Origin of the sequence: Mesorhizobium sp. M3A.F.Ca.ET.175.01.1.1 (assembly GCF_004791945.1) — a bacterium.
Lineage (GTDB): Bacteria > Pseudomonadota > Alphaproteobacteria > Rhizobiales > Rhizobiaceae > Mesorhizobium.
Window position 1 is genome coordinate 77,709 of the sequence record NZ_SRTP01000005.1, and the last position, 18,486, is coordinate 96,194.

Annotated in this window: 16 protein-coding genes; 14 read left to right on the forward strand and 2 right to left on the reverse strand. The window is 64.2% G+C overall.

Going from position 1 to position 18,486, the window contains the following annotated elements; all coding sequences use genetic code 11:
- Window positions 1–11 precede the first annotated feature (11 nt).
- The 9 genes from ehuA (at window position 12) to doeB (ending at window position 8,308) form a co-directional block, all read left to right on the forward strand.
- Window positions 12–797, forward strand: coding sequence for an ectoine/hydroxyectoine ABC transporter ATP-binding protein EhuA (gene ehuA, locus EN818_RS14115; protein WP_095808607.1), 786 nt, complete (start codon window positions 12–14; stop codon window positions 795–797).
- Between the two features lie 87 nt (window positions 798–884).
- Window positions 885–1,736 carry an ectoine/hydroxyectoine ABC transporter substrate-binding protein EhuB gene (gene ehuB / locus EN818_RS14120; protein WP_095808608.1) on the forward strand — a complete coding sequence of 284 codons (852 nt, stop codon included), beginning with the start codon at window positions 885–887 and terminating at the stop codon, window positions 1,734–1,736.
- Between the two features lie 155 nt (window positions 1,737–1,891).
- Entirely contained in the window at window positions 1,892–2,551 is a 660-nt protein-coding gene (gene ehuC, locus EN818_RS14125) for an ectoine/hydroxyectoine ABC transporter permease subunit EhuC (protein WP_095808609.1), read from the forward strand.
- Between the two features lie 16 nt (window positions 2,552–2,567).
- Window positions 2,568–3,227 carry an ectoine/hydroxyectoine ABC transporter permease subunit EhuD gene (gene ehuD, locus EN818_RS14130; RefSeq protein ID WP_095808610.1) on the forward strand — a complete coding sequence of 220 codons (660 nt, stop codon included), beginning with the start codon at window positions 2,568–2,570 and terminating at the stop codon, window positions 3,225–3,227.
- A gap of 5 nt (window positions 3,228–3,232) precedes the next feature.
- Complete coding sequence (eutA, locus tag EN818_RS14135; RefSeq protein WP_095808672.1) at window positions 3,233–4,009, forward strand: ectoine utilization protein EutA; 777 nt, start codon at window positions 3,233–3,235, stop codon at window positions 4,007–4,009.
- Between the two features lie 5 nt (window positions 4,010–4,014).
- The gene (eutB, locus tag EN818_RS14140) at window positions 4,015–5,004 is read left to right on the forward strand and encodes a hydroxyectoine utilization dehydratase EutB (RefSeq protein WP_165350012.1); all 990 of its coding nucleotides are present in this window, start codon (window positions 4,015–4,017) and stop codon (window positions 5,002–5,004) included.
- Complete coding sequence (locus EN818_RS14145; protein WP_095808612.1) at window positions 5,001–5,993, forward strand: cyclodeaminase; 993 nt, start codon at window positions 5,001–5,003, stop codon at window positions 5,991–5,993. Before eutB ends, EN818_RS14145 begins: the two co-directional genes overlap by 4 nt.
- Before the next feature lie 126 nt (window positions 5,994–6,119).
- Window positions 6,120–7,298 (forward strand): ectoine hydrolase DoeA, encoded by a 1,179-nt coding sequence (gene doeA, locus EN818_RS14150; RefSeq protein ID WP_095808613.1) that lies wholly within the window; start codon window positions 6,120–6,122, stop codon window positions 7,296–7,298.
- Between the two features lie 5 nt (window positions 7,299–7,303).
- On the forward strand, window positions 7,304–8,308 hold the full coding sequence (gene doeB / locus EN818_RS14155; protein ID WP_095808614.1) for a N(2)-acetyl-L-2,4-diaminobutanoate deacetylase DoeB: 1,005 nt from the start codon (window positions 7,304–7,306) through the stop codon (window positions 8,306–8,308).
- A gap of 14 nt (window positions 8,309–8,322) precedes the next feature.
- On the opposite strand, the gene EN818_RS14160 is transcribed toward doeB, so the two are convergent.
- The gene (locus EN818_RS14160; RefSeq protein WP_095808615.1) at window positions 8,323–9,450 is read right to left on the reverse strand and encodes an NAD(P)/FAD-dependent oxidoreductase; all 1,128 of its coding nucleotides are present in this window, start codon (window positions 9,448–9,450) and stop codon (window positions 8,323–8,325) included.
- A 172-nt stretch (window positions 9,451–9,622) separates the two neighbouring features.
- Between EN818_RS14160 and EN818_RS14165 the strand changes: the two genes are divergently transcribed.
- Window positions 9,623–10,999, forward strand: a complete 1,377-nt coding sequence (locus tag EN818_RS14165) for an aspartate aminotransferase family protein (protein WP_095808673.1) — start codon at window positions 9,623–9,625, stop codon at window positions 10,997–10,999.
- 89 nt (window positions 11,000–11,088) lie between these two features.
- On the opposite strand, the gene EN818_RS14170 is transcribed toward EN818_RS14165, so the two are convergent.
- A complete protein-coding gene (locus tag EN818_RS14170) occupies window positions 11,089–12,294 on the reverse strand; it encodes an ROK family transcriptional regulator (protein WP_095808616.1) in 1,206 nt (401 codons plus the stop codon).
- Between the two features lie 214 nt (window positions 12,295–12,508).
- On the opposite strand from EN818_RS14170, the gene EN818_RS14175 reads away from it, so the two are divergent.
- The 4 genes from EN818_RS14175 (at window position 12,509) to otsB (ending at window position 18,486) form a co-directional block, all read left to right on the forward strand.
- A complete protein-coding gene (locus tag EN818_RS14175) occupies window positions 12,509–13,567 on the forward strand; it encodes a glycosyltransferase family 4 protein (RefSeq protein ID WP_095808617.1) in 1,059 nt (352 codons plus the stop codon).
- A 38-nt stretch (window positions 13,568–13,605) separates the two neighbouring features.
- Window positions 13,606–15,768 (forward strand): amylo-alpha-1,6-glucosidase, encoded by a 2,163-nt coding sequence (locus tag EN818_RS14180; protein WP_095808618.1) that lies wholly within the window; start codon window positions 13,606–13,608, stop codon window positions 15,766–15,768.
- A gap of 145 nt (window positions 15,769–15,913) precedes the next feature.
- A complete protein-coding gene (locus tag EN818_RS14185) occupies window positions 15,914–17,707 on the forward strand; it encodes a trehalose-6-phosphate synthase (protein ID WP_095808619.1) in 1,794 nt (597 codons plus the stop codon).
- On the forward strand, window positions 17,704–18,486 hold the full coding sequence (gene otsB / locus EN818_RS14190; RefSeq protein ID WP_095808620.1) for a trehalose-phosphatase: 783 nt from the start codon (window positions 17,704–17,706) through the stop codon (window positions 18,484–18,486). The genes EN818_RS14185 and otsB overlap by 4 nt, the downstream gene beginning before the upstream one ends.

Consider the following 18,486-nt stretch of genomic DNA (forward strand, 5'->3'; position numbering starts at 1 on the left):
GGGGAAATTGATTGCCCGCGCCCATCATCAAGGTCGATGCAATTTCGAAGAGCTTCGGCGCCTTCAAGGTGCTGGACGGCCTGTCGATGCAGGTCATGCCCGGCGAGAAACTGGCGCTGATCGGCCCGTCAGGATCCGGCAAGACGACGATCCTGCGCATCCTGATGACGCTGGAGAAGATCGACGGTGGCCATATCCAGATCGAGGGCGAGCAGCTTTACCACATGGAGCGCAACGGCCAGCTGATGCCGGCCGACGAGCGGCACCTCGCCAAAATGCGCCAGAAGATCGGCATGGTGTTCCAGCTGTTCAACCTGTTTCCGCACAAATGCGTCATGGACAACGTGACACTGGCGCCGATGCTGACCAAGGGCGTCGCCCGTAGCGCGGCCGAAAAGCGGGCCATGGAATTGCTCGACATGGTCGGGCTGGCCGACAAGGCCAAGGCCATGCCGGCGCAGCTTTCCGGCGGCCAGAAGCAGCGCGTGGCGATCGCCCGTGCGCTGGCGCTGTCGCCCAGGATCATGCTGTTCGACGAGGTCACCTCGGCACTCGACCCGGAACTGGTCGAGGAGGTGCTCAACGTCATGCGCAAGCTGGCGGCCGAGACCGACATGACGATGCTGCTCGTCACCCATGAAATGGGCTTCGCCCACGACTTCGCCGACCGCGTGCTGTTCTTCGACCGCGGCAGGATCGTGGAGGAAGGCAAGCCCGATGAGATTTTCCGCCATCCCAAACAGGAAAGAACGCAGAGCTTCCTGAAGAAGATCATCGCGGCCGGACATCGCGTCTGACCGCTATGCAGCGGGCGACGAAGTCGTCCCGAGGCGGCAAGATCGCCGCTAGTGAGCAAACCAGAAGAGAAACAGGAGTAGGGAACGATGAAGAAACTTGGCATTCTGGCTGGCGTCGCCGGCCTCGCAGTGAGCACGATGCTGCTTGCCTCCGGTGCGCGCTCGGCGGATGACGCCAAGCTCGAGGAGCTCAAGGCGCAAGGCTTTGCCCGCGTCGCCATCGCCAACGAGCCGCCCTACACGGCGGTGGCCGCCGACGGCAAGGTCTCGGGCGCCGCCCCCGACGTGGCACGCGAGATCTTCAAGCGGCTCGGCGTCAACGACATCGTCGCCTCGATCTCCGAATACGGCGCCATGATCCCTGGCCTGCAGGCCGGACGCTTCGACGTCGTCACCGCGGGGCTGTTCATGAAGCCGGAGCGTTGCGCGGCGGTTGCCTATTCCGAGCCGGTGCTGTGCGATGCCGAGGCGATGCTGGTGAAGAAGGGCAATCCGAAAGGCTTCAAGAGCTATGAGGACATCGCCAAGGACGCCTCCGCCACCATCGGTGCGCCGGGCGGCGGCACCGAGGAAAAACTCGCGCTCAACGCCGGCGTGCCGCGCGACCGCGTCATCGTCGTTCCGGACGGCCAGAGCGGGCTGAAGATGGTGCAGGATGGCCGCATCGACGCCTATTCGCTGCCGGTCCTTTCGATCAACGACCTGATCAAGAAGGCCAATGATCCGAACCTCGAAGTGATCGCCCCGGTGCAGGGCGCCCCGGTCTATTGCGACGGCGCCGCCTTCAAGAAGGGCGACGAGGCGCTGCGCGATGCCTATGACGTCGAGCTCGCCAAGATGAAGAAGTCGGGCGAGTTCGCCAAGATCATCGAGCCCTACGGCTTCTCGGCCAAGGCGGCGATGTCGACGACGCGCGAGAAGCTCTGCGCGGCGAAGTAGCGGATGCTTCTTCCTTCTCCCCGTTCCACGGGGAGAAGGTGTCACGAAGTGACGGATGAGGGGCAGCGCGAAGTTCTGCGAGGCTGGCTCCGCCCCTCATCTGCTGTCACCGCCGCCTCGCACAAACGCAAACGATTGGAAATTTTGAAACGCAAATGACCCAGTGGTCCGGCTATCTCGGCCTGATATTGCAGGGAGCGCTCGTCACCATCGAGCTGACGCTGATGGGATCGGTGCTTGCTCTGATCATGGCCTTCCTCGCCGGCCTGGGGCGCGTGTCGCGCTTCTTCCTCGTGCGGATGCTGGCCACGATCTACATAGAGTTCTTCCGCGGCACCTCGATCTTCGTGCAGCTGTTCTGGGCCTATTTCGTGCTGCCTTTCGCCGGGCTGTCGCTGACGCCGCTGCAGGCCGGCGTGCTGGCGCTTGGCTTGAATGTCGGCGCCTATGGCGCGGAAGTGGTGCGCGGCGCGATATTGTCGATCGGCCGCGAGCAATACGAGGCCTGCACGGCGCTCAATCTCGGCCGCTGGCAAGGCATGCGCCATGTCATCCTGCCGCAGGCGCTGCTCATCATGCTGCCGACCTTCGGCAACAACGCGATCGAACTGCTCAAGGCGACCTCCGTCGTGTCGCTGATCTCGCTCGCCGATCTCACCTTCCAGGCGCAGGTGGTGCGCTCGCAGACGGGCAGCACGCTGATGCCGTTCGTTTCCGTGTTGGTGATCTATTTCGCGCTCGCGCTGATCATCTCCTGGGGCGTGCGCTCGCTGGAGCGCCGCATGGCGCGCGGTCTCGACGGAGTGCGTGTCTGATGGAATGGGCCCACTAATGGAATGGGATTGGAATTTCGTCCGCGAGATCATGCCGACTCTGATCCAGGGCGTGAAGATCACCATCCTGGCGACGGTGCTCGGCTCGATCCTGGCGGCGATCGTCGGGCTGGCAATCGCGCTGGCGCGGCGTTCGCCGAACCGGCTGGTGGCGCGCAGCGTCGGCTGGTTCGCCGAGTTCATCCGCGGCACGCCGCTGCTGGTGCAGCTCTATTTCATCTTCTACGTGCTGCCCGACATCGGCATCCTGCTGCCGCCGCTGGTGGCGGGTGTCATCGGGCTCGGCCTGCATTACGGCACCTACACGGCCGAAGTCTATCGCGCCGGCATCGAGAATGTGCCGCGCGGCCAGTGGGAGGCCGCCAAGGCCTGCAATCTGAGCGGCCGCAATACCTGGACGCACATCATCCTGCCGCAGGCGATCCCGCCGATGATCCCGGCCTTGGCCAACTACTTCATCGCCATGTTCAAGGAGACGCCGCTGCTCTCGGCGATCACGGTGCTCGAACTGATGAACCAGGCCAAGAGCGTCGCCAACAGCTACTATCGCTACATCGAGCCGATGACGCTGGTCGGCGCGTTCTTCCTAGTCATCAGCCTCTGCTCCGTCGTGCTCCTGCGCTGGCTGGAGCATCGTTACGGCAGGATCGAGAGATGAAAACCATGAAACCGCTGCCCGAAATCCGGCTGGCATCGACCCGGCCCGCCCTTGATCCGCGTCCGCTGGAAAAGCGTGTCGGGCTGATCGCCTTGGCCACCGACCACACCAGCGAGGTGGATTTCCGCCGCATGGTGGCGAGCGAGCGGATCGGGGTCTATGTCGCGCGCATTCCCTATGCCAATCCGACGACACCGGAAAACCTGCGCAAGATGCAGCCGTCGCTTTCGGCTGGCGCGGCGCTCATCCTCCCGGACGAGCCGCTCGACGCCATCTGCTACTCCTGCACATCGGCTTCCGTCGTGATCGGCGACGCCGAGATCGAGGCCGCGATCCAGGCGGCCAAGCCCGGCGTTGCCGTGGTCACGCCGCCCATGGCCGGCATGCGCGGCCTGAGCGCGTTGGGCGTGAAGCGGATCAGCATTCTTACGCCCTATACCGTCGAGACGAGCCGGCCGATGGCGGCTTATTTCGCAGCGCACGGTTTCGACGTCGTCAGCTTCACCTGCCTCGGCTTCGAGGATGACCGCGAGATGGCGCGGATCAAGCCGGCCTCGCTCGTTGGCCTGGCGCGCAAGAGCACGCATGCCCAGGCCGATGCGCTGTTCGTCTCCTGTACGGCACTGCGCGCAGCGCTTGCCGTTCCCGGCATGGAAGAAGCGATCGGGCGCCCGGTCGTCACCAGCAATCAGGCCAGCGCCTGGAACTGCCTGCGGCTCTGCGGCGATGAGACAGCGCGTCCGGAATTCGGCCGCCTGATGACCAAGCCCTTGGCCAAGTGATCCACATGGAAGTCACGCTTCAGCATATTCGCGCTGCCCGCGACCGGATTGCCGACAAGGTCGAGCGGACGCCGACCGTCTTGTCGCGAAGCCTCTCAGACCAGGTTGGTTATCCCGTCCACCTTAAACTGGAGCACCATCAGGCCACCGGCGCTTTCAAGCTGCGCGGCGCCTCCAATGCGATCGCGGCGTTGAGCCCTGACCTGAGATCACGCGGTGTTGTCGCCGCTTCGACCGGCAATCACGGTCTGGCGCTGGCGCATGCGGCAAAGCTCGAAGGCATCCGCGCCGTGATCTGCATGTCGCGGCTGGTGCCGGAAAACAAGGTCGATGCCATCCGCCACCTTGGCGCGGAGATCCGCATCGTCGGCAACAGCCAGGACGATGCCCAGCACGAGGTCGACAGGCTGGCGGCGCAGGAGGGGCTCGTCATGCTGCCGCCCTTCGACCATCCCGACATCGTCGCCGGGCAAGGCACGCTCGGCCTGGAGATCATGGAGCAGGTGCCGGACGCAGCAAGCGTGCTTGTGCCGCTCTCCGGCGGTGGGCTGGCGGCGGGTGTTGCCGCGGCGGTGAAGGGCGTGAGTGCGAGCTGCAAAGTCATCGGGGTTTCGATGGTGCGCGGTGCGGCGATGAAGGCGAGCCTCGATGCCGGCCGGCCCGTGCAGGTCGAGGAACTCCCGACGCTGGCGGACTCGCTCGGCGGCGGCATCGGCCTCGACAACCGGCTGACCTTTGCCATGTGCCGCCGCCTGCTCGACGATGTCATCCTGCTTTCCGAAGACGAGATCGCCGCCGGTATTCGCCATGCCTATGAACAGGAGCGCGAGATCGTCGAAGGCGCCGGTGCTGTCGGCATCGGCGCGCTGCTTTCCGGCAAGGTGAGCACCAGCGGCCAGACGGTGCTGATCCTTTCCGGCCGCAACATCGACATGGGCCTGCATCGCCGCATTGTCTGCGGCGAGGCGGCCACAGCAACGGAGCGCGCCGCATGAGCCGCATGACCATCCTCACCGAAGCGGAGCTACGCAAGGTCGTGACGCTCGATCTCGATGCCGTCGCCTGCGTCGAGACTGCTTTCCGCGCTTTGGCCACGCTGCCGGTGGCGATGCCGCCGATCCTGCGGCTCGACATTCCCGAGAACCATGGCGAGGTCGATGTAAAGTCGGCCTATGTGCCGGGCATTGACGGATTTGCGGTCAAGATCAGCTCCGGCTTCTTCGACAATCCGAAGCTCGGCCTGCCCAGCGGTGGCGGCATGATGGTGCTGCTTTCGGCGAAGACGGGTACGGTCGAGGCGCTGCTGCTCGACAATGGCTATCTCACCGACATCCGCACCGCCGCTGCCGGCGCAGTCGCAGCCAAGTATTTGTCGCGCGAAGACTCCTCGGTCGCGGCCATTTTCGGCGCCGGCCTGCAGGCCGATCTGCAACTGGAGGCCCTGCGCCTCGTCAGGCCGATCGAAGAAGCGCGCATCTGGGCACGCGATGCGGCCAAGGCCGAGGCTATCGCCGCCCGCCTGCGCGAAAAGCTGGGCATCGTGGTGCGGGCTGAGCCGGATGCGGCGAATGCGGCGGCCGGCGCCGACATCATCGTCACCACGACGCCTTCTACCGAGCCGCTGATCAAGGCCGGTTTCGTCTCCGCCGGACAGCACATCACCGCCATGGGCTCGGATGCAGAGCACAAGAACGAGATCGCACCCGCAATCCTGCGCATGGCCGACCTCTACGTCGCCGACAGCGCCAGGCAGACGCGGCGTCTCGGCGAGCTTCATCATGCCATCGATGCAGGCGTGATGGCGGCCGACGCCCAAGTCACCGAACTGGGCCAGATCATCGCCGGCGCCAGGCACGGCAGGCGTTCAGCCAGCGACGTCACGATCGCCGACCTCACCGGCACCGGGGTCCAGGACACCGCGATCGCCACGTTGGCCCGCGACCGCGCACGGGCGACGAACGCCGGAACCATTTTCGAAAGCTGATGCCTGGCCACAGCGCGATCCGGAAACTGAGAACCGGTTTCCGAGAAGATCGGCTCAGACAAAAGACGAGCCGCATTCAACGAGGTTGAAACAGGCTCCAGGCCCAACAAACGAGGACCAAGAACGATGCAGCCAAACCTGAAATTCTCGCGGAGCGAATTTGCCGATCGCCTCGCCAAAACGCGGAAAGCCATGGAGGCCAAGGGGGTCGACCTGCTGATCGTCAGCGATCCCTCGAACATGGCCTGGCTGACCGGCTATGACGGCTGGTCCTTCTATGTGCATCAGGCCGTCATCGTGCCGCCGTCGGGTGAGCCGGTCTGGTATGGCCGCGGCCAGGATGCCAACGGTGCCAAGCGCACCGCCTACCTCGCGCATGACAACATCATCGGCTACGCCGATCACTATGTGCAGTCGAGCGAGCGGCACCCGATGGACTATCTCGCCAGCGTGCTGGCGGAGCGCGGCTGGGACAAGCTGACCATCGGTGTCGAGATGGACAATTACTGGTTCTCGGCTGCCGCCTTCGCCTCGCTGCAGAAGCATATGCCTAACGCCCGCTTCGTCGACGCCACCGCACTGGTGAACTGGCAGCGCGCCGTGAAGAGCCCGACCGAGATCGAGTACATGCGCAAGGCCGCCCGCATCGTGGAAGCCATGCATCAGCGCATCGTCGACAAGATCGAGGTCGGCATGCGCAAATGCGATCTGGTTGCCGAGATCTACGACGCCGGCACGCGCGGCGTCGACGGTATCGGCGGCGACTACCCGGCGATCGTCCCGCTGCTGCCGTCGGGCGCCGACGCCTCGGCGCCGCATCTCACCTGGGACGACAAGCCGATGAAGGCGGGCGAGGGCACATTCTTCGAGATCGCCGGTTGCTTCAACCGTTATCATTGTCCGCTGTCGCGCACCGTCTTCCTCGGCAAGCCGACGCAAGCTTTCCTCGACGCCGAGAAGGCGACGCTCGAAGGCATGGAGGCGGGCCTTGCCGCGGCAAAGCCGGGGAATAGCTGCGAGGATATCGCCAATGCCTTCTTCGCCGTCTTGAAGAAGTACGGCATCGTCAAGGATAACCGCACCGGCTATCCGATCGGCATTTCCTATCCGCCGGATTGGGGCGAGCGCACGATGAGCCTGCGCCCCGGCGACCGCACCGAACTCAAGCCCGGCATGACCTTCCATTTCATGACCGGCCTGTGGCTGGAAACCATGGGATTGGAGATCACCGAGTCGATCCTGATCACCGAGACCGGCGTCGAATGCCTGGCGAACGTGCCGCGCAAGCTGTTCGTGAAGGGCTGAGGCCGATGTCAGCTCTGCGTCCATCGCCGATCGCCGCGACCGTCGACTTCGAGCGCGACGGCGTTCAGCACGGTTTCTTGCGCCTGCCCTACAGCCGCGACGATTCCGCCTGGGGCTCGGTGACCATCCCGATCTGTGTCGTCCGCAACGGCAAGGGGCCAACGGCGCTGCTCACCGGCGGCAATCACGGCGACGAATATGAGGGGCCGCTGGCGCTTTACGAGCTCGCCCGCACGCTCGATCCCCAGCATGTCTCCGGCACGGTGATCATCGTGCCGGCGATGAACTATCCGGCGTTCCGGGCCGGCAGCCGGACCTCGCCGATCGACAAAGGCAATATGAACCGCAGCTTCCCCGGCCGGCCGGACGGCACGGTGACGGAGAAGATCGCCGACTATTTCCAGCGCGAATTGCTGCCGCGCGCGGACATCGTGTTCGACTTCCATTCCGGCGGAAAGACGCTGGACTTTGTGCCGTTCTGCGCCGCGCACACGCTGCCGGACAAGGTGCAGGAAGCCAAGGCCTTTGCCGCGGTGGAGGCTTTTTCGGCACCCTTCTCGATGCGCATGGCCGAGATCGACACCGTCGGCATGTATGACACGGCGGCCGAGGAAATGGGCAAGGTCTTCGTCACCACCGAACTCGGCGGCGGGGGCACGTCCCGGGCCGAGACGGTGCGCATCGCCCGCCGCGGCATCCTCAACGTGCTTCGCCATGCCGGCATTGTCGATGGCGCGGTCGAGAAGAGCAGAACCCAGTGGCTCGACATGCCTTCGGGCGATTGCTTCGCCTTCGCCGAGGATGACGGCATGATCGAGACAATGGTCGATCTCGGCGAGACGGTGGAAGAGGGCCAGGTCGTGGCGCGCATCCATTCGATCGGGCGCACCGGCGTCGCGCCTCAGGAGATCAGAGCCAGAATGTCCGGCTTGCTGGCCGCGCGACATTTTCCTGGGCTGGTCAAGGCCGGCGACTGCGTTTCAGTATTGGCCGTCGAGGTTCTCGGCTGACTCTTGGCAATCCGTCAGGCTCGGCGCGAGTCAGGCATCAGGATGCGCGCCACATGCTCTGCGACCGCCAGGCTGGACGTCAGCCCGGGACTTTCGATGCCGAACAGATTGACCAGACCCGCAACGCCGTGGGTCGGTGCGTCCTGGATGACGAAATCACTGTTGGCTTCGCCCGGGCCGGAAAGCTTGGGCCTGATGCCGCTGTAGGCGGGCTGCAGGCTTTCGTCGGCGAGTTCCGGCCAGTATTTGCGGATTTCAGCATAGAAGCGCTCACCGCGCGATGGATCGACCCCATAGTCAAGCCTATCGGTCCATTCGACATCGGGGCCGAAGCGGGCGGTGCCGCCAAGGTCCAGCGTCAGGTGGACGCCGAGCCCGCCAGGCTCGGGCACCGGATAGACCAGCCGGGAGAAGGGCGCCCGGCCGGCCACCGAGAAGTAGTTGCCCTTGGCGTAGCGGAGCGTGGGCAGGAACTGCCGGTCGAATCCATCAAGCGAGCCAGCGAGCGCGACCGCGCCGAGGCCGGCGGCGTTGACGAGACGCGAAGTGGCTATCTCGAAGCTTTCACCGGTGGTCGCATTGGTCGTCTGGAGAACAATGCGGCCGGCTTCGATGCGGCCCGAAACGATGCGGGTGTTGAGCGACAGCATCGCGCCACCTTCCTCGGCGTCGCCGAGCAGCGTCAGCATAAGCGTGTGGCTGTCGACGATTCCGGTCGACGGCGAAAGCAGCGCCTTGGTGCAATACAGCGCCGGCTCAAGGGTCAGCGCTTCCGCGGCGGCGAGGAGACGCAGATCGCCGACACCGCAGGCTGCGGCATTGGCGTGGATGGTGGCCAACACTGGCTCCTGGGCTTCATCCGTCGCCACGATCAGCTTGCCGCAGCGCCGATGTGGAACCGCGCGCTCCGCGCAGTAGCGATAGAGCATCTCTCGTCCAGCAAGACAGAACTCGGCCTTCAGCGACCCTCGAGGATAGTAGATCCCGGCATGGATGACCTCGGAATTGCGTGAACTTGTCTCGGTGCCGATGGCGTCGGCCGCCTCGAGGATAAGCGTATCGAGGCCTTTCGCGGCCAGGCTGCGCGCAATCGCGAGTCCGATCACGCCGGCGCCGGCAACTACGCAGTCAACCTGTTCCATGCATGTCCCTTCGCTTGCGCATGCGCTGCGCCGCAGCCCTTAGCAGGGACTATACCGTCTCTGTCGGTCTTGAAAATCTCATGGCGCTATCGATCCTGCCACAGCGGCTCTTGCGGCCGCATCCCGCCATGATGCATCAAGCAGGCCGCCGCGAATGCAGACAGGAGCCATCATGGACGACAGACCGAATTCCCCTGAAGCCCGCGATATCCGCTATCATCTGCATGCCTACACCAATGCGCGCAAGCATCAGGAAGCGGGTCCGCTCGTCATCGAAAAGGGCGACGGCATCTATGTCGAGGACATCGCCGGCAACCGCTATATCGAGGCGATGGCGGGCCTGTGGAGCGTCGCCCTCGGCTTTTCGGAAAAGCGGCTGGTCGAGGCAGCGACCCGGCAGATGTCGAAGCTGCCCTTCTATCACGATTTCGGATCCAAGGCGCATGTCCCGCTGATCGACCTGGCAGAGAAGCTGGTGCAGATGGCGCCGGTGCCGATGAGCAAGGCCTATTTCACCAATTCCGGTTCCGAGGCCAACGACACGGCGATCAAGATGATCTGGTACCGGTCGAACGCGCTCGGCCAGCCGGCGCGCAAGAAGATCATCAGCCGCAAGCGCGGCTATCACGGCGTCACCATCGCCTCCGCCAGCCTGACCGGCCTACCGAACAATCATCTTTCCTTCGACCTGCCGATCGCCAACGTGCTGCACACGTCGACGCCGCATCACTGGCGCGATGCCGAACCCGGCGAAAGCGAGGAGCAATTCTCCAGCCGGTTGGCCGACGACCTCGAGAAACTGATCCTGGCAGAGGGGGCGGACACGATCGCCGCCTTTATCGGCGAGCCGATCATGGGCGCCGGCGGCGTCATCGTTCCGCCGGCCGGCTATTGGGAAAAGATCCAGGCGGTGCTGTCGAAATACGGCATCCTGCTGGTGGCCGACGAGGTGATCTGCGGCTTCGGCCGCACCGGCGAGATGTTCGGCTCGACGACCTTCGGCATCAAGCCCGACATCATGGTGCTGTCGAAACAGATTTCCTCCTCCTATCTGCCGATCTCGGCGCTGCTGATCAATGATAAGGTGTTCGATCCGATCGCCGACGAGAGCGACCGGATCGGCACCTTCGGCCACGGCTTCACCGGCGGCGGCCATCCGGTCGCCGCGGCCGTGGCGCTGGAAAACATCAAGCTGATCGAGGAACGCGACCTCGTCGGCAATGCACGCAAGGCCGGCGCGCATCTGCAGGCGCGGCTGCGCAAGCTCGCCGCGCATCCGCTGGTCGGAGAAGTGCGCGGCGTTGGCCTCATAGCCGCTGTCGAACTGGTCGCCGAAAGGGCGAGCAAGGCGCCGTGGGGCAAGCCGGCCGCGCTCGGCGCGCTGGTCAACGGCTTGCTGCAGCAGAACGGCGTCATCTCGCGCAATATGGGCGACGCCATCGCTTTCTGCCCGCCGCTGATCATCACTGAGGCGCAGGTCGATGCCGTGGTCGACGCGTTCGAGCGGTCGCTCGATGCGGCCCTGCCGCAGGTTCATCCGAACCGATGAAACGGCCGAGGCTCGCCGGCGATCGGCCAGCCAGCGCAAGTCTTGCTCGCTTCAGCGCGCCACAATGTTGATGCCGTTCTTATGGCTGATCAGCCGACCGGCTTCTGCAGCACGTCGAACTGCGGGTTGGTCTCCGAAAAGATCGGCAACGCGGCGGCGCCGAGAACGGAAGTGTCCTTGCCGGCGGCGCCGACCAGCACCCGCGGCGTCACCCGCGCGCTGGTCGAGCTGACCGAGAGATGCAGTGGCTCGAGCCGGCTGACGAGGGCCTCGATGACCGGCAGCGGCATGAAGCCGCCCAGCACCACCGTCTCCGGGTCGAGCGCCATCTCGACCACGTCGATCGCCTGTCGCAGCGGATCGACCGCTTCCTGGATCCAATCATCGAGCCGGCTGTCGCCATTTGCCAGCAGCTCTTCGAGCACTTCCGGCGATGCGTGGTCCGGATCGGGCAGATCCAGTCTCTCGTAAGCCGCGCGCAGGGAGACGTAGCGCTCGAGACAGCCGCGCTTGCCGCAGCCGCAGGGCAGGCCGTCCGGCTTGACGATGATATGACCGATCTCGCCGGCATTGTGCCGGCTGCCCTTGTAGAGATGGCCGTCGAGAAAGAGGCCGGCGCCGAGCCCGGTTCCAAGGAACAGGTAGACGAAGCTGTCGAGGTTGCGCGCCACGCCATAGAGCCGTTCGCCAATGGCGGCCGCCGTGGCATCGTTTTCGACAGTCACCGCAATGCCCGTCAGCCGTTCCAGTTCTTCCGCCATCGGAAAGTCGTGCCAGCCGGGCAGGGCGGTCGGACCGACCGAGGTCATGCCTTCGACGCCGAACGGCCCGGGCATCGCCATGCCGATCCCCAGTAGCCGCGTCCGGTCCAGGCGCGTGAGGTCGATCAGCTCGCGGGCGATCTCAGCCAGGAGCGGCATTGCTTCGGCCGGCGTCGGACGGTCGACGCTCTTCTCGACGCGCCCGCGCACCGTGCCGGAGAGGTCGGTTACGACCCCGACGGCGAGCTGATGGTCGAGTTGCAGCCCAATCGAATAGCCGCCATCTGGATTGATGGAATAGGGAACAGCCGGCTGGCCGCGGGCACCTCTCAGCGTCGCTTCCGGCCGCAGCAGCTCGGCCTTCTCCAACTCCTCGACAATGTTGGAGATGGTCTGGGACGACAACGCGGTCAATCGCGCGATCGCCGCCCGAGACAGAGCGCCGTTGGTACGGATCGCTTCGATCACGACACGCCTGTTGTGAGACTTCGCCTGTTCGAGATTGGTGCCGGAGATGGCTTTCTTGAGCGTCATGAGATAGGTACCAGTCAAGGCAAGTGTATGATACCACTTAAGAAAATCAAGTTGATTTAATTGAGAGCTTTGAGGGTTGAGGATTGTCGGTCCGGTCCTTTGAGATGGACCCGCGACCCAACATCGATCCGGCTCTACGGCACTGCGGCCAATCGCGCAGGAACGATATGGCGGCTGACGCATTTTGCTTCCCATCAACAGTTTGAGGGAAGCAATGCGCATCGCCCATGTCGCGCCGCTCTATGAATCCGTTCCTCCGAGACTTTATGGCGGCACCGAGCGCATCGTCTCGTATCTCACCGAAGCGCTGGTGGAACTCGGGCATGATGTGACGCTGTTCGCGAGCGGCGACAGCGAAACGTCGGCGCGCCTGGTGCCGGGACGCGATCAGGCCATACGCCTCGATCCAAGACCGAAGAAATCGGAGATCGCCGCGCATCTCGCCATGCTTTCGGACGTCCGTGCGCGGGCCGGCGAGTTCGACGTCATCCACTTTCACTTGAGTCATTTTCAGCATTTCTCGTTCTTCGAGCACATTGCAGAACGGACGGTGACAACACCGCATGGCAGGCTCGACTATGTCGATCTCGCGCCGGCCTATCGACGCTTCCCGCGCTTTCCGATGATCTCCATCTCGCACAGCCAGAAGCGGGGATTGCCCGAGGCCAATTGGATCGCGACGATCCATCACGGCATCCCGATCGACGCCTACCAGCCCAACTATGACGCACCAGCCGAAGAGCCGTATCTGGCCTTTCTCGGCCGTCTTTCGCGCGACAAGCGGCCGGATCGGGCGATCGAGATCGCGCGGCGTTCCGGCTTGAAGCTGAAGCTGGCGGCCAAGATCGGCGACGACGACCGCGCCTATTTCCATGATGAGATCGAAGCGCTCATTGACGGCGATCGGATCGACTATGTCGGTGAGATCGCGGAAGATGAGAAGGCGGAATTTCTCGGCAATGCCGCCGGGCTCGTCTTTCCGATCGACTGGCCGGAGCCGTTCGGTCTTGCGGCGATCGAGGCGATGGCGTGCGGCACGCCGGTGATCGCCTGGAATTGCGGGGCTCTGCCTGAGATCATCGATCAAAGCGTGACCGGCTTCGTGGTGGACTCCGCGGACGACGCAGTCGCGATGGTTCCCTCCCTTTTAAGGCTCGAACGGCGACAGGTGAGGGCGGTCTTTGAAAAGCGGTTTTCGTCGACCAGAATGGCGCGGGACTACCTCACCGCCTATATGCGGTTGAGCGGCGCCCAGGAGGCAAGAGCCTCCTGACCTTCACTGCTTCGGGCGGGAACACGAAGAGGTGATAAATGATGGAGCTCGACGAGCGAAAGCTCGATCCCGCTGTGGCCCTTGCCTCACTCGACGAAACGGCGCCACGGGAGCCGCACCGGCTGTTCGCTCTCAAGCAGGGTGATTGTTTTGCGGTCGCCGACGCCTATGGCGACATCAGGGGCGCCGGCGACGGCTTCTTCCGCGATGACACCCGTGTGCTTTCCGAATTCCGGCTGACCGTCGGCGGCAGGCAGATGTCGCTGCTCGGCGCCTCGCTCAGCCAGGACAATGTGCTGTTCACCAGCAACCTGACCAATCTGCCGATCCAGAGCGCCGCCGGGCGCGATATTCCGCAAGGCGCGATCCATATCGAACGCGTCAGGCTGCTCTGGCAGGACAGGCTGTTCGAGCGCATCACGCTGTCCAACTACAGCCGCGAGCATTCGACCATCATGGTCTCGCTGCACTTCGCCGCCGATTTCCGCGACATGTTCGAGGTGCGCGGGTCGACGCGGCCGAAGCGCGGCACGGCGCATGTCGCCAAGACCGAGAAGGAGTCCGTCATGCTCGGCTATGACGGTCTTGACGGACTGCCGCGGCTGTCGGCGATCTCCTTCTCGCAGGCGCCTGACAAATTGGGGGACAATCGTGCTGACTTCCTGATCGCGGTGACCAAGCGCAGCAAGAAGCTGCTTTATATCGAAGTCGGGCCGGAAGCTTCCGAGGCTCCCAACCGCGACCGCTTCCGCGCCGCCGCCGCGCGTGCCCGCTTCGGCATGCGCGCCAAGCGCCGGCACGGCGCCACCATCCGCAGTTCCGGCCGCGTCTTCAATGACTGGGTCGAGCGCGCCCGCGCCGACGTCGCGCTGCTCACCACCGAACTCCCGACCGGGCCTTATCCTTACGCCGGCATTCCCTGGTTCTCGACAGCCTTCGGGCGTGATGGCGTGATCTCGAGCCTGCAGATGCTCTGGCTCAATCCCGGACTGGCGCGCGGCGTGCTGGCATTCCTGGCCGAGCACCAGGCGACCGAGACGTCGCCCTTCAGCGACTCCCAACCCGGCAAGATCATGCATGAGACGCGCAAGGGCGAGATGGCGGCGCTGCGCGAGCTTCCTTTCGGCCGCTACTATGGCGGCGTCGACACCACCCCTCTCTACATCCATCTCGCCGCCGCCTATGCCGACCGCACCGGCGACATGGCCTTCATCGACAAGCTCTGGGGATCGCTCAAGGCGGCTGCCGAATGGACGGAAGAGGCCAGCCGCGCCACAGGTTTCGTCACTTATCAGCGCGCCGCCGAGTCCGGTCTCGCCAACCAGGGCTGGAAGGACAGCTTCGATTCCGTCTTCCATGCCGACGGGCGCATCCCCAAGGGGCCGATCGCGCTGGTCGAGGTGCAAGGCTATGTGTTTGCCGCCTTCCGAGGGCTTGCGGCACTCGCACGCCGCCGCGGCGAGTTTGCGGATGCCGAGCATTGGGAAAACCGCGCCGAGGAGATGCGGCTGGCCGTCGAGCGCGACTTCTGGATGGACGATCTCAACTTCTACGCTCTTGCCATCGACGGCGATGGCGAGCCCTGCAAGGTGCGGACCTCCAATGCCGGGCATCTGCTCTTTGTCGGCCTGCCGCAGCCGGAGCGCGCCAAGACCGTCGCCGAGCAATTGCTGTCGGCCTCCTTCCATTCCGGCTGGGGACTGAGGACGCTCGCCGATGACGCCATCTTCTTCAATCCGATGTCGTATCACAACGGCTCGATCTGGCCGCATGACACGGCGCTCTGCGGCGTCGGCCTGGCCCGCTATGGCGAACGCGAGAGCGTGGTGCGGCTGATGAGCGGCACGTTCGAGTCGGCCGTGCATTTCAACATGAGGCTGCCGGAACTGTTCTGCGGCTTCACCCGGGCGCCCGGCGAGGCGCCGATAGCCTATCCTGTCGCCTGTTTGCCGCAGGCGTGGTCGGCGGGCTCCGCCTTCATGCTGATGCAGGCCTGCCTCGGCCTGGAAATCGACGGCTGGAAGGGCGAATTGCGGGTCACGCGTCCGAGGCTGCCGATCGGCATCGACACGCTTACGCTCCGGCATTTGAGCGTCGGCGACAAAGCGGTGGATCTCACCTTCCAGCGGGTCGGCGACCGCGTGGTTGCTTTCCTGTCCGACCGCCATGAGGGCCAGGTGCCGCTCATCGTAAGAACCTAGAACAAGACTTCCCAAGGCACATCCGGCAATCGAAAAATGTCGGAACCGATACCCGTGCCGTGCGTTTGCCAACTTAGACCGGTCTCCCGGTAGCCGGCAAAAACGAAAACAAAGAGCGGACAGCCGGAGGCAACCTGGCACTTCAATGACACAGTATGGCGTCGACCTTTTGTGGGTCCTTATCCTTGCAAGTCTCGGACTCTCCGCTTTCGCGATCTTTCTTTCAATATCCAGGCACCATCGTCAGCATTCAAAGGCGGCGACCATACTTGCCTCGGGTGACGATGTCGCTTCGGAAGCCGCGCGCAAGGTGTTGCGCGAATTCGAGAAGAACGGCCAGTCCGTCGACGCAGCACTCGTTACCTGGTCACCGGAAACGCTGCGCAAGATCCTCGCAGAGGACTTGCCGGACGCGCAGGTGATCGTCGTCTCCAACCGCGAGCCTTATATCCACAACGAGAACAACGATGGCGGTGTGGAACTGGTGGTTCCGGCGAGCGGACTGGTCTCCGCGCTCGAGCCGATCACGCGCGCCTGTGCCGGCACCTGGATCGCCTATGGCGGCGGCAGCGCCGACCATGTCGTCGTCGACAGGCACGATCGCGTGCAGGTGCCGCCGGACGATCCTTCCTACACGCTGCGCCGGGTCTGGCTGACGGACGACCAATATCAGGGCTATTACCTCGGCTTTGCCAATGAAGGCTTGTGGCCGCTGTGCCATATCGCCTTCACCCGCCCGATCTTCCGCGCCTCCGATTGGGAAGCATATGAAGCCGTCAATCGGAAATTTGCCGACACGGTGGTGGCCGAGGCGACCAACGAACGGCCGATCGTGCTGGTCCAGGACTATCACTTCGCACTGTTGCCGCGCATGATCCGCGAGCGCCTGCCGGAGGCGATCGTCATCACCTTCTGGCACATTCCCTGGCCGAATTCGGAAGTCTTCAGCATCTGCCCGTGGCGCGAGCGTATTCTCGACGGGCTGCTGGGCAGTTCGATCATCGGCTTCCACACCCAGTTCCACGCCAACAACTTCACCGAGAGCGTCGACCGCTTCATGGAGAGCCGGATCGAACGCGCCGATGCCGCCGTGTCCTATGGCGGCCAGACGACGCTGGTGCATGCCTATCCGATCTCGATCGAATGGCCTGTCGCGCTACTGAAAAACCTGCCGTCGGTCGAGGAGTCCCGAGAGCACGTCCGCGAGCGGTTCGGCATTCCGGCCGATGCCAAGCTCTGCGTCGGGGTCGAGCGTCTCGACTATACCAAGGGCATCCTCGACCGCTTCCATGCGCTGGAAGAGCTGTTCATCCGACACCCGGAAACGATCGGCAAGGTGGTGTTCCTGCAGATCGCGGCGCCCAGCCGCGGCACACTGCCGGCCTACAAGCAGTTGTATGAGGAATGCCTGCGCCTCGCCGATGAACTCAACGAGCGCTATGGCAACGAGACCTACCGCCCCGTCGTCATGGTGGCCGAGCATCATTCCCAAAAGGGTGTCTACGAAATCTACCGCGCGGCCGATATCTGCCTGGTGACCAGCCTGCATGACGGCATGAATCTGGTGGCCAAGGAGTTCGTCTCGGCGCGCGACGACGAGCAGGGCGTTCTTCTGCTCAGCACCTTCGCCGGTGCGTCGCGCGAGCTGCTGGAGGCGCTCATCGTCAACCCTTACGACGCGGCGACGATGAGCGAGACTATGCTGCAGGCGCTGACCATGGGGCCGGACGAACAGCGCGAGCGCATGCGGCGCATGCGCGAGATCGTGCGCGACAACAATGTCTATCGCTGGGCCGGCAGCATGCTGCTCGACGCGGCACGACTGCGAAAGCGCAGCGAGCTCGACCGGGTCACGGCCTTGTCCGACCGGTTGGCGAACCCCAACGACGACAATGTCGTCTCCATCTTCGAACGCAGACAGGCAGCCGGTTACCGATGAATATTCAAACAGACCTGACGCCGGCCCTTCCCGAAGGCCGGTGGGCGCTCTTCCTTGATATCGACGGGACCTTGCTGGAGCACGCCGCGCATCCGGATAGTGTGTCCGTCAGCGCAGAGCTTCGTCTGCTTCTGCAAACGATCGAGCGCCAGCTGGACGGTGCGCTCGCCTTCATCACCGGCCGCTCGATTGCGGCCGTCGACCACCTTTTCAAGCCCTTGAAACTGCGCATCGCCGGCCTCTACGGGCTGGAGCACAGGCTGACGCCGGACGGGCAGATCGAGGCCGCCGACGAGCCGGCGGACATGGCCGCACTTGCCGACGAGATCGAACTGGAACTGGCGAGCAAGGCCGTCTATGTCGAGCGCAAGGGCCCGGTGCTTGCTATCCATACAAGGGCGGCGCCGCATCTCCTGGCTCGCGCGACGGAACTGGTCGAGACGGCGCTTGCCCGATTGCCGCAAGGATATCGCGTCATTGCCGGCAATGCCGGCGTCGAGCTGATGCCGCTCGAAGCGGCCAAGGGCGCGGCAATCCGGCGCTTCATGCAACTCGATCCCTTCACCGGCCGGCGCCCGGTTTTCCTCGGCGACGACACATCGGATGAAAACGGCTTCGACACGGTCAATGCCGCCGGCGGGGTGTCGATCCGGGTGAAGCCGCAGGGCGAGACGGCGGCACGCTTCGTTCTTGAGGACGTCACAGGTGCGATCGCTTGGCTCGAGGCCAATTTCGGCGATCCGGCCAAACAGGCAGGCCGCAGCGGTCTGGTTGCATAG

Coding starts and splice junctions, on each gene's coding strand:
- ehuB (WP_095808608.1), top strand. CDS start 885: ATGAAGAAACTTGGCATTCTGGCTGGCGTCGCCGGCCTCGCAGTGAGC.
- ehuC (WP_095808609.1), top strand. CDS start 1,892: ATGACCCAGTGGTCCGGCTATCTCGGCCTGATATTGCAGGGAGCGCTC.
- ehuD (WP_095808610.1), top strand. CDS start 2,568: ATGGAATGGGATTGGAATTTCGTCCGCGAGATCATGCCGACTCTGATC.
- eutA (WP_095808672.1), top strand. CDS start 3,233: ATGAAACCGCTGCCCGAAATCCGGCTGGCATCGACCCGGCCCGCCCTT.
- eutB (WP_165350012.1), top strand. CDS start 4,015: ATGGAAGTCACGCTTCAGCATATTCGCGCTGCCCGCGACCGGATTGCC.
- EN818_RS14145 (WP_095808612.1), top strand. CDS start 5,001: ATGAGCCGCATGACCATCCTCACCGAAGCGGAGCTACGCAAGGTCGTG.
- doeA (WP_095808613.1), top strand. CDS start 6,120: ATGCAGCCAAACCTGAAATTCTCGCGGAGCGAATTTGCCGATCGCCTC.
- doeB (WP_095808614.1), top strand. CDS start 7,304: ATGTCAGCTCTGCGTCCATCGCCGATCGCCGCGACCGTCGACTTCGAG.
- EN818_RS14160 (WP_095808615.1), bottom strand. CDS start 9,450: ATGGAACAGGTTGACTGCGTAGTTGCCGGCGCCGGCGTGATCGGACTC.
- EN818_RS14165 (WP_095808673.1), top strand. CDS start 9,623: ATGGACGACAGACCGAATTCCCCTGAAGCCCGCGATATCCGCTATCAT.
- EN818_RS14170 (WP_095808616.1), bottom strand. CDS start 12,294: ATGACGCTCAAGAAAGCCATCTCCGGCACCAATCTCGAACAGGCGAAG.
- EN818_RS14175 (WP_095808617.1), top strand. CDS start 12,509: ATGCGCATCGCCCATGTCGCGCCGCTCTATGAATCCGTTCCTCCGAGA.
- EN818_RS14180 (WP_095808618.1), top strand. CDS start 13,606: ATGATGGAGCTCGACGAGCGAAAGCTCGATCCCGCTGTGGCCCTTGCC.
- EN818_RS14185 (WP_095808619.1), top strand. CDS start 15,914: ATGACACAGTATGGCGTCGACCTTTTGTGGGTCCTTATCCTTGCAAGT.
- otsB (WP_095808620.1), top strand. CDS start 17,704: ATGAATATTCAAACAGACCTGACGCCGGCCCTTCCCGAAGGCCGGTGG.